Source organism: Devosia neptuniae (assembly GCF_025452235.1).
In the GTDB taxonomy this organism is placed as follows: domain Bacteria; phylum Pseudomonadota; class Alphaproteobacteria; order Rhizobiales; family Devosiaceae; genus Devosia.
Window position 1 is genome coordinate 2040908 of the sequence record NZ_CP104965.1, and the last position, 13369, is coordinate 2054276.

The window sequence follows — 13369 nt, forward strand, 5'->3', positions numbered from 1 at the left end:
GAATTTGGAGGAACTTCATAGACGAGGCCGGCCGGACGATATGTGTCCTAAAATCCGAATTCCATGTCCGTTTGTCTGGAAAGCTCCCGCCGGACCGCGCCAGGCGAAGCGCCGGTGGTGCGCTTGAAGGCGCGGGCAAACGAGGCTTCCGATTCATAGCCCAGGCGGATGGCGACTTCGGCAACGGTCAGGCTGCCCTGGCCGAGCCATTCCTGGCCCAGTTGCATGCGCCAGCGCGTCAGGTAATGGGCGGCGCCTTCGCCCACCAATGCACTGAAGCGCTCTGCAAATACGGAACGGGACTGCCCGGCGACAGCGGCCAGGCTTTCCACCGTCCAGCCGCGGCCGGGGTCGCGATGCATGGCGGCCAGCGCCCGGCCCACATGCACGTCGCGGATGGCCGCGAGCCAGCCCGTGGTGGAGGAACTGGTGCAATCGACCCAGCAGCGGATCAGCCTTGCGGTGAGCAGGTCCGCCATGCGCGACAGAATGGTGGCGCCGCCCATGCGGGGCTGGCCGGCTTCGGCCGTCATGGCCGCGAGCAGGGGCGCAACCAGCGGGTCCTTGGCGGCGACATCGCAGCCGCGAATGACGGTGGGCATCAAATTGAGCAGCGGATGGATCGCACGGGCGCCCAGCGCCATCGAGCCGCAAAACAGCGTGCTGGTTTCCCCGGTCCCCTCATGCAGCACTTCGCAGACATTGCCGCCAAAGGTCTTGACCTGGCAGGTCTTGATCGAGGTGCAGGGCACGTCCGGCGCGCTGGCGAGGCGATGCGCGATGCCTTGGGGCAAAAGCACGAGATCGCCATCGCGCAATTCCTGCCAGCCATGCTCCTCGGTATGCAGCCAGCACGGGCCCTTGCTCACGAAGTGGAAACGCAGCAGCGGCTGTTCAGAAAAGGTGATGCCCCAGGGATGGCGCAATTCGCAGCGGCCATAATTGACACCGCTCAAACGAAAATCCTGCAGAACTTCGCTCAAGGCGTCCATGGGGACGCTGGGAGACAGACTTGGTGCGGACGGATGATCAAGCATGGGGCCAGATTAGGCATTGATCGTCCCCAGGGCAAGGGATGGATTTCGAATGCTGGTATGCGTTGGCGCCGCGTCTGCCCTTGCAGCCAAGGAAAGGGCAGACGCTTTGCGGACCTATTCCGCGGCTTGCGGGTGGGCGTCCGGGCAATCGGCATCGCCCGCCAAGGTTTTCTGCCCCAGCAGGATGGTGGCAAAGGCCAGCACGGCGGCGATGACCGAGACCCAGAAGCCGTTGGCGGGGCCGTATGTGTCGACCACCCAACCGGTGAGGAAGGCGCCCAGCGCCATGCCGATGCCGATGCCGGTGACCACCCAGGTAATGCCCTCGGTGAGGATGGCCGCAGGAACGCGGCGCTCGACCAGCCCGAAAGCGGTGATGAAGGTGGGCGAGATGGCCACGCCGCTGGCAAAGATCGCCAAGGCCAGGAGCGGCACGGATTGCACGAAGAGCAATGGCACGGCGGTGATGGCCAGCACGGAGAGCGCGATAGCCAATTGCCGTTCCAGCGGCATTTTGAGATTGAGCGCGCCGATGATCAGCCCGACGACAAAGGAGCCGACGGCATAGACACCGATGACCAGGCTCGCCGCGCCGGGCTGGCCCCAGGCCTCGGTGATGGCCACGACACTGACTTCGGCGGTAGCGAAAATGGCGCCGACGAAGATCAAGGCCAGGGTGATGATCTGCACCGGCCGCTGCCAGATGGCGGAGGCGCCGGAGGTTTCGGCGCTGCTGCGCGTTCTGGGCTGGGTGGAGCGTTGCACGATGAAGGCGAAGCCCCCCACGGCCAGCAACAGCGTGCTGACCACGAGGCCCGCTTCGGGGAAGAGGGCGACACTGAGCCCCACCGAGAGCGAAGCGCCGGCGATATAAACCAATTCGTCAGCGGCGGATTCAAAGGCAAAGGCGGTGTTCAGCTCGGGCCGGTCGCGGAACAATTCGCTCCAGCGAGCGCGCAGCATGGCGGGAAAGCTGGGCATGACCGAAGCGCCAAAAGCTGCGGCAAACAGCGTCCAGGCCGGCCAGCCCTGATTGGCGGCGAAGATCAGCACGGCAAAGGCGATGATGGCAATGATCGTGGTGGGTGCCAGCACCCGAGCCTGGCCGAGCCGGTCGACCACGCGCGAGATCTGCGGCGCGAGCAGGGCATTGGTCAGTGCATAAGTCGCCGAGACGGCGCCAGCGAGCCAGTATTCGCCGTGGGTTTGGGACAGCATGGCGACAATGCCGATGGGTGCCATGGCGATGGGCATGCGGGCAAAAAAGCCGGCGCTGGCGAATGCCTTGGCCCCGGGGGCTTTGAATATCTCTGCATAGGGGTTCGACATTTGGGAACGTCCTCGACATTAATGAAATGCCACAGCAGGTTTCACATACGTGGCGTATGATAATTAGGTAGTCGCATACGAAACGTATGTCAATTGACATTCGAGGCGTATGTGAATAGGTATGGCCATGACCCGCAGAACCCGCAGCGAGATGATTGTCGAAACCCGTGCCAAGCTGATTGCCGCGGGCCGGCAAGCCTTTGCCACATTGGGCTATGCCGAGGCCTCAATGGACGATTTCACCGCGGCGGCGGGACTGACGCGCGGGGCGCTCTATCACCATTTCGGCGACAAGAAGGGGCTGTTCGAGGCCGTCGTGAACCAGATCGACGGGGAAATGAACGAACGGCTGAAGGAGCGCGCGGCCAAGGCGCCAAGCCGCTGGGAGAGCTTTGTCGAAGAGGGAATCGGCTATATCGAAATGGCGCTGGAGCCCGAGATCGGGCGCATCCTGCTGCGCGACGGCCCGGCCGTGCTGGGCGATCCGGCATCCTGGCCCAGCGCCAATGGCTGCATCATGACGATGAAAGCCAGCCTTGACGCCCTGCTGGCAGATGGCGTGATCCGCGACATCGATACCGAAGCCACCGCCCGCATGGTCACCGGCGCGTCATGCTATGCGGCGCAATGGATCGCCAATGCGGACGACCCGGTGGCGATTTCCAAACGCGCGACCGAAGCCTATCGCCAATTGATCGAGGGCCTATTGCGGCCCTGAGCTAGGTGCCGCCATTGAGGAACAGCACCCGCGTCAGCTGCGTGTAATTGGCCTCAAGCGCCATCAGTGCCACAAAGACCAGAATGAGCACCGGCGGCACCAGAATGGCATAGCTCAGCGCCAGCCGTTCCCAGCGCATATGCATGAAGATCGAGACGATCAGCCCCGCCTTGAGCAGCATCAGCGTCACGATCAGGCCCCAGCGCAACAGGCCCTGGAACTGCAGGATGTCGACCATGTAGGAGCCGACGCTGAGGATGAAGAGCCAGGTCCAGACCACCAGATAGAGCCGGATGGGATGCTGCTGGCTCTCGTCGTGGCTCGGCACGGGCGTTGTGGAAGCGGTCGCAGAATGACTCATCTCAATCACCACAGGTAAAAGAAGGCGAAAATGAAAACCCACACCAGATCGACAAAGTGCCAGTAAAGGCCCATGATTTCGACGATCTCATAGCGGCCCTTGCGGGCGGTGAAGAAGCCGGGACGGCCGGTGTCGAAGTCGCAGCGCCAGACTTTTCGGGCAACGATCAGCAGGAAAATGACGCCGATGGTGACATGGATGCCGTGAAAGCCGGTGATCATGAAGAAGATGGCGCCGAATTGCTGGGCGCCGAACGGGTTCTCCCAGGGGCGCACGCCCTCGGAGATCAACTTGCTCCATTCAAAGGCCTGCATGCCCACGAACATGGCGCCGAAGGCGGCGGTCAGCAGCATGAGTACAGCAGTTTTCTTGCGGTCGCGGCGATAGCCGTAATTGACCGCCATGGCCATGGTGCCGCTCGAGGTGATCAGCACGAAGGTCATAATGGCGATGAGCAATAGCGGCATATGGTGACCGGCGATTTCCAGCGAGAAGACCTCGCTGGCATTGGGCCAGGTCACCGTGGTGGACATGCGCGCCGTCATATAGGACAGCAGGAAACAGCCGAAGATGAAGGTGTCGCTGAGCAGGAACACCCACATCATCACCTTGCCCCAGGAGGCGGTCTTGAACGAGCGCTGGTCGGAGGACCAGTCGGCGGCGATGCCGCGCCAGCCGGGCAGGCGCGCCGGGGGCTCGTGGGAGGGTGTCACTGCAGGATCGCTCATCGCATTCCTCCTTGGGACAGGATCTGGCCGCAAAAGGCCAGGAATTCACCGGCCGAACCGGACAGGACGCCGAGCAGCAGCGCCCAGATCAGCAGCATGAACAGCCAATAGGTGGCGGAGAGTTCCACGCTCAGTTTGATCCGTTCGGCCAGCTCATTGCGGCGGATGCGCTCGAACGTGCCGGCGAGGGCAAACATGCCCCCGATTACATGCAGTCCATGCGCCGCCGTCATCAGATAGAAGAAGCTGTCGGCCGGCCCCGAATTGACGAAATTGCCTGTGGCCGCCAGCATGCGCCAGGCCACGAACTGACCAACCAGGAACAGCAGCGCTAGCCCGATGGCGGCGAGCACACCGGTTCGCACCGCGCCCTTGTCGCCACGATTGGCCGCCCGTAGCGCCCATTCCAGCGCCAGTCCGGTGCCGACCAAAGCCAGCGTGTTGGGCCAGACAATCCAGGGCAGCGGCATGTCCCGCCAGTCCAGCCCCTCCGAGCGCAGCAGATAGCCGGTGATCAGCAGCGCGAAGAGCGAGCCGACGACAGCCAGAAATACCCCCAGGCCCACCTGCGCCGGAGCATAGGGAGCCGGATTGGGCGCGGCCACGCCGCCAGCCTGGTCGACCTGCAACCAGGGCTTTGCCGCCAGGCCTTGCCGCGACAGCCACCAGCCGACGATCAGGGTGAGAATGGCGATGAAACCCAGAATGGCGCTCATGCCGGGTCTCCCTTGGTCACGCTGCCCGGCTCGTTCTGGGGGATGAAATCCTCCTTGGCGCCGGGCACGCTGTAATCATAGGCCCAGCGATAGACATTGGGCAGGTGCTCGCCCCAATTGCCATGCGGCGGCGGGGTGGTGGGCGTCTGCCATTCCAGCGTCGTGGCGCGCCAGGGATTGGGACCGGACGGGCGGCCGTAACGCAGGCTCCAGATCAGGTTGAACACGAAGACCAACTGCGCGAACCCGACGATGAAGGCCATGATCGAGATGAAGGCATTCAGGCTGTGCCCCGACTCCGGCATGATCATGATGCCTTCAGTCTCGAAATAGCGGCGCGGCAGCCCCATCAGGCCCAGATAATGCATGGGAAAGAAAATGAGATAGGCGCCCAGGAACGTGACCCAGAAATGGAACTTGGCCATGGCGTCGCCCAGCATGCGGCCGGTGACCTTGGGATACCAGTGATAAATGGCGCCAAAGATCACCAGGATCGGCGCCACACCCATTACCATGTGGAAATGGGCGACCACGAACATGGTGTCCGAGAGCGGCACGTCCACCACCACATTGCCCAGGAACAGGCCGGACAGGCCGCCATTGACGAAGGTGACGATGAAGCCCAGGGCAAACAGCATGGGCGGATTGAAATGGATATCGCCGCGCCACAGGGTCAGCACCCAATTATAGACCTTTATGGCCGTTGGCACTGCAATGATCAGCGTGGTGGTGGCAAAGAAGAACCCGAAATAGGGGTTCATGCCGCTCACATACATATGGTGCGCCCAGACCACGAAGCTGAGCACGCCAATGCCCACAATGGCCCATACCATCATGCGATAGCCGAAAATGTTGCGGCGGGCATGGGTGCTGATCAGGTCCGAGACGATGCCGAAAGCGGGCAGGGCGACGATATAGACTTCGGGGTGCCCGAAGAACCAGAACAGGTGCTGGAAGAGGATCGGGCTGCCCCCGCCATAGCTGAGCTGCTCACCCATTTCGACCAAAGTCGGCATGAAGAAACTGGTGCCCAGATATTTGTCGAACAGCATCATGACGGCCGCGACGAACAAAGCCGGAAAGGCCAGCAGCGCCATGACGGTGGCGACGAAAATGCCCCAGATCGTCAGCGGCAGCCGCATCAGCGTCATGCCGCGGGCCCGGGCCTGCAAGACCGTCACGGTGTAGTTCAGCCCGCCCATGGTGAAGCCGATGATGAAGATGATCAGCGACACCAGCATGAGCATGATGCCCCATTGCTGGCCCGGTGTATTTGAGAGGATTGCTTGCGGCGGATAAAGCGTCCAGCCCGCCCCGGTCGGGCCGCCCGGCACGAAAAAGCTGATCACCAGCAGCATGACCGCGACGAAATAGAGCCAGAAGCTGAGCATATTGGCATAGGGGAACACCATGTCCCGGGCGCCCACCATCAGCGGGATCAGGTAATTGCCGAAGCCACCCAGGAACAGGGCCGTCAGCAGGTACACCACCATGATCATGCCGTGCATGGTGATGATCTGGTAATAGCGGTCGGCGTCGATGAATTCGACCAGCCCCGGGAAGCCCAGTTGCAGGCGGATCAGCCAGGACAGCACCAGCGCGACAAAGCCGATGGCCAGTGCTGTCCCCGCATATTGCACCGCAATGACCTTGGCATCCTGGGAGAAGACGTATTTCGTCCACCAGCTATGGGCGTGGTAAAGTTCCATCTCCTCGAGTTCGGCGGGCGGTACCGTGGCGCTCGCGTCATGGGGGATGTCGGCCATAAATTCCTCCTCAACTCTCCTCTTTGAAGTGCGGCCGTCTTATGCGGCCTGGCGCTTCAACACCCCCTGCTTCAGGAGGACAGGCTGGCAAATGTCGACTGCGACGTCAGCCATTCCTGGTATTCTTCGTCGGTGACCACGGTGACGGTGCCGCGCATATAGGAATGCCCGACGCCGCACAGTTCGGCGCACAGAATTTCGTAGGTGCCCGTCTTGGTCGGGGTGACCCAGAAATAGGTCACCGAGCCCGGGATCATGTCCATCTTGGCGCGGAATTCGGGCACGTAGAAATCGTGCAGCACATCGACTGAGCGCAGCAGGAAGCGGACCGGCTTGTCGACCGGCAGGATGAGTTCGCCTCCCTCGATCAGCAGGTCATCCTGCCCCAGCGGGTCATTGGGGCTCACCCCCAGCGTGTTGTCGCCGCCGATCAGGCGATTATCGGCGGCGCCCAGCTTGCCGTCGGCGCCGGGCAGGCGGAAGCTCCACAGCCATTGCTGGCCGATCACCTCGATATCGGTGGCGGTGTCGGGCACTTCGACATATTGCGCCCACACGAACAGGCCCGGCGTCAGCATGGCGATGACGCCACCGGCGGTGAGGGCGGTCAGCCAGCCTTCGAGCCGCTTGTTCTCGGGTTCGTAACTGGCCTTCCGGCCTTCCTGATGGCGGAAGCGATAGAGGCAATAGGCCACGAACAGCACGACGGCGGCAAACACCGCGCCGGTAATGGCAAAGGTCAAAACCAAAGTGTTGTCGATATAGCCCCAGTTCGATGCGAGGGGCGAAAACCACCAGGGACTGAAGACATGGAACGCCACCGACGCGACGACGATAACCACCATAATGACGGCAACGATCATGATCCCTCACCTTCCATCCGGCGGGAGAGATCGCGGTGCAACGGCCAGCAAGCATCCGCCGTGAACGAGCGGACCTGGACGGCCATGATTTCGCACTTTGGTCATAGGCATGGCCACGCTCCTTGCATCACCCCCTCCGGTGACCTCAATGCAGGAACAGACACGACGCTAGACAGTGAGGAGCATCGATCGTTGCGGTGCGGCTCACTCAAGGAGAAGGCTGTCATTGACTTGAGAAAATGTCAACGTGCTGCCGCAGCACCCGATTTGGACTTTTCGGTACCATCATAGCTTATCCCGGCTGAACTAAATGTGGCTCCCGAGCATTGCTCTAGTGGAGTGTTCCCCGCTCAACCGGAGGATGGCAGAATGGCTGACGACAATGATCCGTGGGTAGACAGAGATTTCGAGGCGGCGGTGCGGGACACGGCCTATTTCCTCTGGGAAAATGATGGCCGCCCGTTTGGGCGCGAGAAGGAATATTGGTTTGCAGCGCTCGAGAAATGCCTGCGCCAGCGCGATGCAGATGCCCTGCTGCGGCAAGGGCTGGATGGCGGCGAGCGGCCGGCGGATGACAATATCGATGATCTGGGCCGGCCGGTGAACAACCCGCGCGGCAAGCGGCTGGAGCAGCCGGTGGATAATGACGACGCAGTACGCAAATAGCACCATTTAAGGCGCGGGCGAGACTTTGGCGCGGGTGGTGCTTTTGCGCTTGGGCTGATCCACATCGTCCGGCGCGCCTTTTGCCGCCTGTTCCAGATCCTGATGCAATTGCTTGATCTCATGCTCGCTGAGCCGTTCGGCGCCGATAAAGGCGTTCTTGGCCGCCTTGCTGGCCAGGATCAGGTCGTCCAGCTTGGCGTGCAGGGCCTCGCTGTCCCGGTTCTGGGTGTTCTGCAGCACGAAGACCATCAGGAAGGTGATGATCGTGGTGCTGGTATTGACCACCAATTGCCAGGTTTCGGAAAAACCGAAGAACGGGCCGGATACAGCCCAGACGATGACGCCCAGCAACGCGACGCCGAAGGTCAGGGGCTTGCCGGCTGCGTGGGAAACGCCACCGGCAAACCGTGTAAAGATGTTCTTTTGCGACAAGGTTTTCACCTCTCTGGTCGGGGCTAACCCACCGCCTTGCGCGGGGGAATGACGTAGCGCGCATGGGGCGTGGTCAGGTCGATCACGTGGCCATCCAGGTCACGGATCACCGCGCGAACCTGCTCGCCGAAGGTCACGGGTTCCTCGATGATCTCCACCTCGAAGGGGCGGATCGCGTCAACCGCGGCGGGAACATCATCGACCACGATTTCCAGATACGAACCCTGGGCCACGCCCCGTGCGGCGCGGGGTACGAATTCGCTCACCCAATCGATCAGGCCCAGTTGAAAGGGACTGTCCGGCTGGGTGGCCAGCACCACATACCAGGTTTCGGTATGCACCTGCCGGAAGCCGCACAGCGCCCGATAGAATTCGGTACTGGCGGCAATGTCGCGGGTCAAAAGATTGGTCGAAATGCGATGGGCGATGGCCATCCGGAATCCTCCGTTTTGCACGAAGCTTTGTAGGAGGCCAACGGTGCTGGCGTAGGGAAGGTTGCATCCAGGCTGCCGGCCCGCCCCACGGTTTCGCGCAACATCCGGGCCGGGCAATGCGTTGGTCCTGCTCCAAACAATGAGGAGACAGATCATGCGCACCCATCGCACTTTTGCATCCATTGCCCTTGCTGCCAGCCTGGGTCTTTCCCCCATCGCTATGGCGCAGGAGCATGTCATCGGCGGGCAACCCGTAGCCGCCGACCAGGTCGATGCCATCCAGGAGCGCTGCGACGAGTTGCGCTACCAGCAGGGCACGACCGGAACGCAGACGCCGGAAACCACGATGACCGAAGCCCCGGCAACCGATGCAGCTGCCGCTGATCAAAGCGCCCAGGCCGGAGCGGTCGATCTCGAAAACCTGACCATCGCCATGTGCGACGAAGGCGGCTTCGCAGCCTCCGAGGAGGCGAACTAGCCGGGCGCGGGAACGAAACAGCGGGGTTCCCCCTTGTCTGGGCACAGGAGGATGCGATGCAACGCTTCCGGCAAATAGCCAAGGGGGAAGACGCCCCCGATGCCGTCACCATCGGCATCGAACGCGACGCAGCGGGCGCCATTCTGGCGGCCGTATGGTGGCCATCGCGGGGTGATGTGGACGCCGATGAGGTGACCTATCACTCCGTCGCCGAAGCGTTCGACGCGGCGCAGGCCGCCAAGGATCTGCACGGCTTTGCCGAAATCGTGGTGACGCTGCAAAGCGATGATCTGTGGCGTCCCGAATGGGGCGAATTGCAGCCGGCGGGCGCGGCATTGAGCGAGGACGAAGTCTTCGAGCTGGCCCGCGCCACCGAGGCCAGCCGCGATGCCTGACCCCGGCATGGTTTAGCGGAGATCGATGGTGCTGGATCGCGAACTGGATCGCCGCTGGGCTCATATCTGCGTCGACATGCAATCGCTGTTCGCCGAGGAAACCGATTGGCACGCGCCATGGCTCAAGCGTGTGCTGCCGGCGGTGGAAATGCTGGTGGAACGATCGGCCGAGCGCACCATCTTCACCCGCTTCGTGCCGCCGGAAACGCCCGCCCATGCCGTGGGCGCCTGGCAGGATTATTACCGGCGCTGGCCCGACATGACGCGCGAGAAATTGCCGCCCGAGCTTATCGACCTCACTCCGCCGCTCAAGCGGTTCGTGCCCCCGGCGCGGACCTTTGACAAGTCCATCTATTCGCCCTGGCTGGCCGGCAATTTGCACGGCTTACTGCAATCGGCTGGGATAACTACCCTGGTGGTCAGTGGCGGGGAAACCGATGTCTGCGTGCTGGCCACGGTGCTGGGCGCCATCGATCTGGGTTATCGTGTGATATTGCCGCTCGATGCGCTGTTCGGTTCGGCCGACGCCACCCATGACGCCATGATCGGCATCTATCGCAGCCGCTTCCAGGTGCAATTGAGCATTACCAGCGTGGAGGAATTGTTCGAGTTCTGGCGGGAGGAGGCGATATGACGGCTTTGGGCTATCACGCCTCGCATGAGCAATTCTCGCCCTCAGCCCTGCTCGACTACGTCCGGCAAGCCGAGGCGGCCGGGTTCGATTGCGCAAAATCCTCCGATCATTTCCATCCCTGGAGCGAACGGCAGGGCCAGTCCGGTTTTGCCTGGTCGTGGCTGGGCGCGGCCATGCAGGCCACGTCATTGCCCTTCGGCATCATCTCGGCACCGGGCTATCGCTATCACCCCGCCATTCTGGCGCAGGCTGCGGCAACCATTGCCGAGCTGTTTCCGCGCCGGCTCTGGCTGGCTTTGGGCAGCGGCGAGGCGCTCAATGAGGCCATTACCGGGCAGGCATGGCCGGACAAGGCGGAGCGCAATGCCCATCTGCTCGAATGCGTCGCGGTGATGCGGGCGCTGCTGGCCGGCGAGACCGTGACCCATCGGGGACGGGTGGACGTTGTCGAAGCGCGGCTTTATACGCGGCCCGCCGAACCGCTGCCGCTTTATGGCGCGGCCGTCACCCCGGAAACGGCTGCTTTCGTGGCCGGCTGGGCTGATGGCCTATTGACCATGGGCGGGGACATCGCGACCGTGCGGACGGTGCTCGAGGCCTTCCGCAGCAATGGCGGGGCGGGCAAGCCCGTGCATCTGCAACACGCTTTGTCCTGGGCGCCCACCGAAGCAGAAGCCCTGGCCAATGCGCTGGACCAATGGGGGCCGGTCGCGGCCGGCGGCGATGTCAGCTGGAAGCTCAGCCAGCCTTCCGAGTTTGACACGGTGGCACGTCTCGTCACCGAAGACGCCATTCGCCGCTGCGTGGCGGTATCGGCCGATCTGGGCCAGCACCGCCAATGGCTCGCCGACCTGATGGCGCTCGACGTCACGGCGGTGCAGCTGCATTGCGTGGGCCGCAACCAGCCCGAATTTATCGAGGCGTTCGGGGCGCACGTGCTGCCGGATCTGCGCGCGATCTAGGGATCGCGCTGCCAGGACCAGCATACGGCGCTCCACGCTCCCAGCCGCAGGACCTCGCCCTGCTGGGAGAATTCGCCGGTAGCGACAGGCGGGCCAGCAATGACGCAGGCAATATCGGCCGGCCGGTCCGCAGCATTGAGTGCCATGGTCAGCACGCCAGCCTCGAAAATCCAGCTGACGACGATGGCGGTGTCCTGCCGGCCGGTGCGGGCGTCGAGACATAGCGTGGCCGATAGCGGCCAGAGCAGGCTGCGCCGCCAGGACGCGAGCTTGCGAAAGCGCTCCAGCGCCGCGAGGCGTTCAGGATTGGTATAATCGGCCCAATCCAGCTTGGCGCTGTGGAAGGTCTCGGGCGCATTCGGATCGGGCAGGCCGCCATCCCTGACGTTTTCCTCGAAGGTTTCCCGCATCTGCTTATAGCGGTCCGCCCGTTTGGGTGCGGCGGCCGCCTCGGGCAGATCGATGAAAAACGGGAAGGGCGTGCGCAGATGCGCGTCCTCGCCCATGAAGAAGAGCGGGATTTGCGGCGCCAGCATCACCACGAAATGCAGGAAATCCAGCTTCTCGGCGCTGATCCGGTCCGGCAGGCGCTTGGCATCCGCCCGATTGCCGATCTGGTCGTGGTTCTGCACATAGGACACAAAGGCATCGAGCGGCAGCCGGCTGGCCGGTTCGCCCCGGGTTGTGCCGTCGCTGTCGCCATCCGCCTCGCCATCATGCACGAAACCGTCGGCGAGGCCCTTTTCGAGGTCGGCTATGGCGTCCTTGGAGCCGTCGGCATAGCCGTTCTTGTCCTCGCCGGTGACGAGATAATTGAGCACGTGGTGAATGTCGTCATTCCACTGCGCGGAGAAATCCAGCGGCCGTCCCCGCTGGTCGCGGTCGAGCCAGGAGGCGATATTGTCCATGTTCTCGATGATCAGCTTGGCATCGCTTTTGACCGCGCGGGCCGATTTGGCGAGCCCTTTCAGAAACACGCTGCGCGCGGCGGTCTTCATCTCATGCACGGAGTCAAAACGCAGGCCGTCGAAATCCAGCTCATCCAGCCACATGCGGGCGTTTTCGTAGTAGAATTGCCGCACCATCTCGTGGGTGAAGTCGATGCCGGGGCCCCAGGGTGTCTCGACTTCATCGTCGAACCATTCCGACGCATAGCGCTGGATGAAATTGTCGAAATTGCCGAAATGATTGTAGACGACGTCAAGGATCAGGCAGAGCCCCAATTCATGGGCGCGGTCGACCAGCTGACGCAACTCGTCCCGGCTGCCATAGGCCTCGGCCGGGGCAAAGATCAGCGTGCCGTCATAGCCCCAATTGCGCGTGCCCGGAAATGCGTTGATCGGCATGATTTCGAGCGCGGTGAAACCGGCATCGCGGAAATGCTCAAGCCGGTTGGCCAGACCCCGGAAGGTGCCTTCGGGGGAAGCCGTGCCCACATGCACCTCGCACAAAATAGTCTCATGCCAGGGACGCAGTGGCTGGTCGCGGCCGCTCGGCTGTAACGGCGGCAACACAATGCTCCAGCCTGCCGTGCCGCCATCCTGCTGCCGCGCGGCGGGGTCGGGAAATTCCAGCTCGCCGGCGCGGAATTTGTAGCGTGTTCCCGCTCCGCAATCATCAACGCGCGCGGACCAGAATCCTTTCTCGCCTTTCTCGAGCGCAACAGGCGGTCTGTCGGGAAATATCACTTCAATAGTTTTGGCGCTGGGCGCCCAGAGGCGGAATTCGGTGGCCGAGCCCTCAAGACGGGGGCCGAAGAGAGACGTCATGGCGGGTTTCCAATTGGGAATGCAGCCATAAACGAGCGGACGCGGCGGAGCGTTCCGCGCTTGCTGTATGATCGGCGGCTG

Annotated in this window: 16 protein-coding genes; 6 read left to right on the top strand and 10 right to left on the bottom strand. The window is 62.7% G+C overall.

Annotated features, from left to right (window positions below):
• Nucleotides 1-47: 47 nt before the first annotated feature.
• Nucleotides 48-1037 (bottom strand): AraC family transcriptional regulator, encoded by a 990-nt coding sequence (locus N8A98_RS12810; protein ID WP_262171797.1) that lies wholly within the window; start codon nt 1035-1037, stop codon nt 48-50.
• Nucleotides 1038-1151: 114 nt separating this feature from the next.
• Nucleotides 1152-2366, bottom strand: a complete 1215-nt coding sequence (locus N8A98_RS12815; RefSeq protein WP_262171798.1) for an MFS transporter — start codon at nt 2364-2366, stop codon at nt 1152-1154.
• A 127-nt stretch (nt 2367-2493) separates the two neighbouring features.
• Between N8A98_RS12815 and N8A98_RS12820 the strand changes: the two genes are divergently transcribed.
• On the top strand, nt 2494-3084 hold the full coding sequence (locus N8A98_RS12820) for a TetR/AcrR family transcriptional regulator (RefSeq protein ID WP_262171799.1): 591 nt from the start codon (nt 2494-2496) through the stop codon (nt 3082-3084).
• Nucleotide 3085: 1 nt separating this feature from the next.
• Here N8A98_RS12820 and N8A98_RS12825 read toward each other — a convergent pair whose 3' ends face one another.
• From N8A98_RS12825 to N8A98_RS12845, 5 genes are all read right to left on the bottom strand, one after another.
• Nucleotides 3086-3445, bottom strand: a complete 360-nt coding sequence (locus N8A98_RS12825; protein WP_262171801.1) for a cytochrome C oxidase subunit IV family protein — start codon at nt 3443-3445, stop codon at nt 3086-3088.
• 5 nt (nt 3446-3450) lie between these two features.
• A complete protein-coding gene (locus N8A98_RS12830) occupies nt 3451-4173 on the bottom strand; it encodes a heme-copper oxidase subunit III family protein (RefSeq protein WP_262171802.1) in 723 nt (240 codons plus the stop codon).
• Nucleotides 4170-4889 carry a cytochrome c oxidase subunit 3 gene (locus tag N8A98_RS12835; protein WP_262171804.1) on the bottom strand — a complete coding sequence of 240 codons (720 nt, stop codon included), beginning with the start codon at nt 4887-4889 and terminating at the stop codon, nt 4170-4172. Before N8A98_RS12835 ends, N8A98_RS12830 begins: the two co-directional genes overlap by 4 nt.
• Complete coding sequence (locus tag N8A98_RS12840) at nt 4886-6655, bottom strand: cbb3-type cytochrome c oxidase subunit I (RefSeq protein WP_262171805.1); 1770 nt, start codon at nt 6653-6655, stop codon at nt 4886-4888. Before N8A98_RS12840 ends, N8A98_RS12835 begins: the two co-directional genes overlap by 4 nt.
• 71 nt (nt 6656-6726) lie before the next feature.
• Nucleotides 6727-7518: a cytochrome c oxidase subunit II gene (locus N8A98_RS12845; RefSeq protein WP_113120097.1), complete on the bottom strand. Its 792-nt coding sequence runs from the start codon at nt 7516-7518 to the stop codon at nt 6727-6729.
• A gap of 369 nt (nt 7519-7887) precedes the next feature.
• Here N8A98_RS12845 and N8A98_RS12850 point away from each other — a divergent pair, with 369 nt between their 5' ends.
• The gene (locus N8A98_RS12850; protein ID WP_262171807.1) at nt 7888-8184 is read left to right on the top strand and encodes a DUF2934 domain-containing protein; all 297 of its coding nucleotides are present in this window, start codon (nt 7888-7890) and stop codon (nt 8182-8184) included.
• Nucleotides 8185-8190: 6 nt separating this feature from the next.
• Here the strand turns inward: N8A98_RS12850 and N8A98_RS12855 are convergent, their stop codons facing one another.
• Together N8A98_RS12855 and N8A98_RS12860 are read right to left on the bottom strand one after the other, a co-directional pair.
• A complete protein-coding gene (locus N8A98_RS12855) occupies nt 8191-8616 on the bottom strand; it encodes a low affinity iron permease family protein (protein WP_262171809.1) in 426 nt (141 codons plus the stop codon).
• Between the two features lie 23 nt (nt 8617-8639).
• Nucleotides 8640-9050, bottom strand: a complete 411-nt coding sequence (locus N8A98_RS12860) for a VOC family protein (protein WP_113120099.1) — start codon at nt 9048-9050, stop codon at nt 8640-8642.
• Between the two features lie 154 nt (nt 9051-9204).
• Here N8A98_RS12860 and N8A98_RS12865 point away from each other — a divergent pair, with 154 nt between their 5' ends.
• Genes N8A98_RS12865 through N8A98_RS12880 form a run of 4 tightly spaced genes read left to right on the top strand, consistent with a single transcriptional unit; the run spans nt 9205 to nt 11519 of the window.
• Nucleotides 9205-9528, top strand: coding sequence for a hypothetical protein (locus N8A98_RS12865; RefSeq protein WP_262171811.1), 324 nt, complete (start codon nt 9205-9207; stop codon nt 9526-9528).
• Nucleotides 9529-9584: 56 nt separating this feature from the next.
• Complete coding sequence (locus N8A98_RS12870) at nt 9585-9923, top strand: hypothetical protein (protein WP_113120101.1); 339 nt, start codon at nt 9585-9587, stop codon at nt 9921-9923.
• Nucleotides 9924-9948: 25 nt separating this feature from the next.
• Complete coding sequence (locus tag N8A98_RS12875; protein ID WP_262171813.1) at nt 9949-10557, top strand: cysteine hydrolase family protein; 609 nt, start codon at nt 9949-9951, stop codon at nt 10555-10557.
• Nucleotides 10554-11519, top strand: coding sequence for a TIGR03885 family FMN-dependent LLM class oxidoreductase (locus N8A98_RS12880; RefSeq protein ID WP_262171814.1), 966 nt, complete (start codon nt 10554-10556; stop codon nt 11517-11519). Before N8A98_RS12875 ends, N8A98_RS12880 begins: the two co-directional genes overlap by 4 nt.
• Here the strand turns inward: N8A98_RS12880 and N8A98_RS12885 are convergent.
• Nucleotides 11516-13288 (bottom strand): alpha-amylase family glycosyl hydrolase, encoded by a 1773-nt coding sequence (locus N8A98_RS12885; protein ID WP_262171816.1) that lies wholly within the window; start codon nt 13286-13288, stop codon nt 11516-11518. The two genes, N8A98_RS12880 and N8A98_RS12885, sit on opposite strands and share 4 nt — an antisense overlap.
• Nucleotides 13289-13369 lie beyond the last annotated feature (81 nt).

Bases quoted from the DNA above. Each gene is read 5' to 3' on its own strand.
- N8A98_RS12810 (WP_262171797.1), bottom strand. From the start codon at position 1,037: ATGCTTGATCATCCGTCCGCACCAAGTCTGTCTCCCAGCGTCCCCATG.
- N8A98_RS12815 (WP_262171798.1), bottom strand. From the start codon at position 2,366: ATGTCGAACCCCTATGCAGAGATATTCAAAGCCCCCGGGGCCAAGGCA.
- N8A98_RS12820 (WP_262171799.1), top strand. From the start codon at position 2,494: ATGACCCGCAGAACCCGCAGCGAGATGATTGTCGAAACCCGTGCCAAG.
- N8A98_RS12825 (WP_262171801.1), bottom strand. From the start codon at position 3,445: ATGAGTCATTCTGCGACCGCTTCCACAACGCCCGTGCCGAGCCACGAC.
- N8A98_RS12830 (WP_262171802.1), bottom strand. From the start codon at position 4,173: ATGAGCGATCCTGCAGTGACACCCTCCCACGAGCCCCCGGCGCGCCTG.
- N8A98_RS12835 (WP_262171804.1), bottom strand. From the start codon at position 4,889: ATGAGCGCCATTCTGGGTTTCATCGCCATTCTCACCCTGATCGTCGGC.
- N8A98_RS12840 (WP_262171805.1), bottom strand. From the start codon at position 6,655: ATGGCCGACATCCCCCATGACGCGAGCGCCACGGTACCGCCCGCCGAA.
- N8A98_RS12845 (WP_113120097.1), bottom strand. From the start codon at position 7,518: ATGATCGTTGCCGTCATTATGGTGGTTATCGTCGTCGCGTCGGTGGCG.
- N8A98_RS12850 (WP_262171807.1), top strand. From the start codon at position 7,888: ATGGCTGACGACAATGATCCGTGGGTAGACAGAGATTTCGAGGCGGCG.
- N8A98_RS12860 (WP_113120099.1), bottom strand. From the start codon at position 9,050: ATGGCCATCGCCCATCGCATTTCGACCAATCTTTTGACCCGCGACATT.
- N8A98_RS12865 (WP_262171811.1), top strand. From the start codon at position 9,205: ATGCGCACCCATCGCACTTTTGCATCCATTGCCCTTGCTGCCAGCCTG.
- N8A98_RS12870 (WP_113120101.1), top strand. From the start codon at position 9,585: ATGCAACGCTTCCGGCAAATAGCCAAGGGGGAAGACGCCCCCGATGCC.
- N8A98_RS12875 (WP_262171813.1), top strand. From the start codon at position 9,949: ATGGTGCTGGATCGCGAACTGGATCGCCGCTGGGCTCATATCTGCGTC.
- N8A98_RS12880 (WP_262171814.1), top strand. From the start codon at position 10,554: ATGACGGCTTTGGGCTATCACGCCTCGCATGAGCAATTCTCGCCCTCA.
- N8A98_RS12885 (WP_262171816.1), bottom strand. From the start codon at position 13,288: ATGACGTCTCTCTTCGGCCCCCGTCTTGAGGGCTCGGCCACCGAATTC.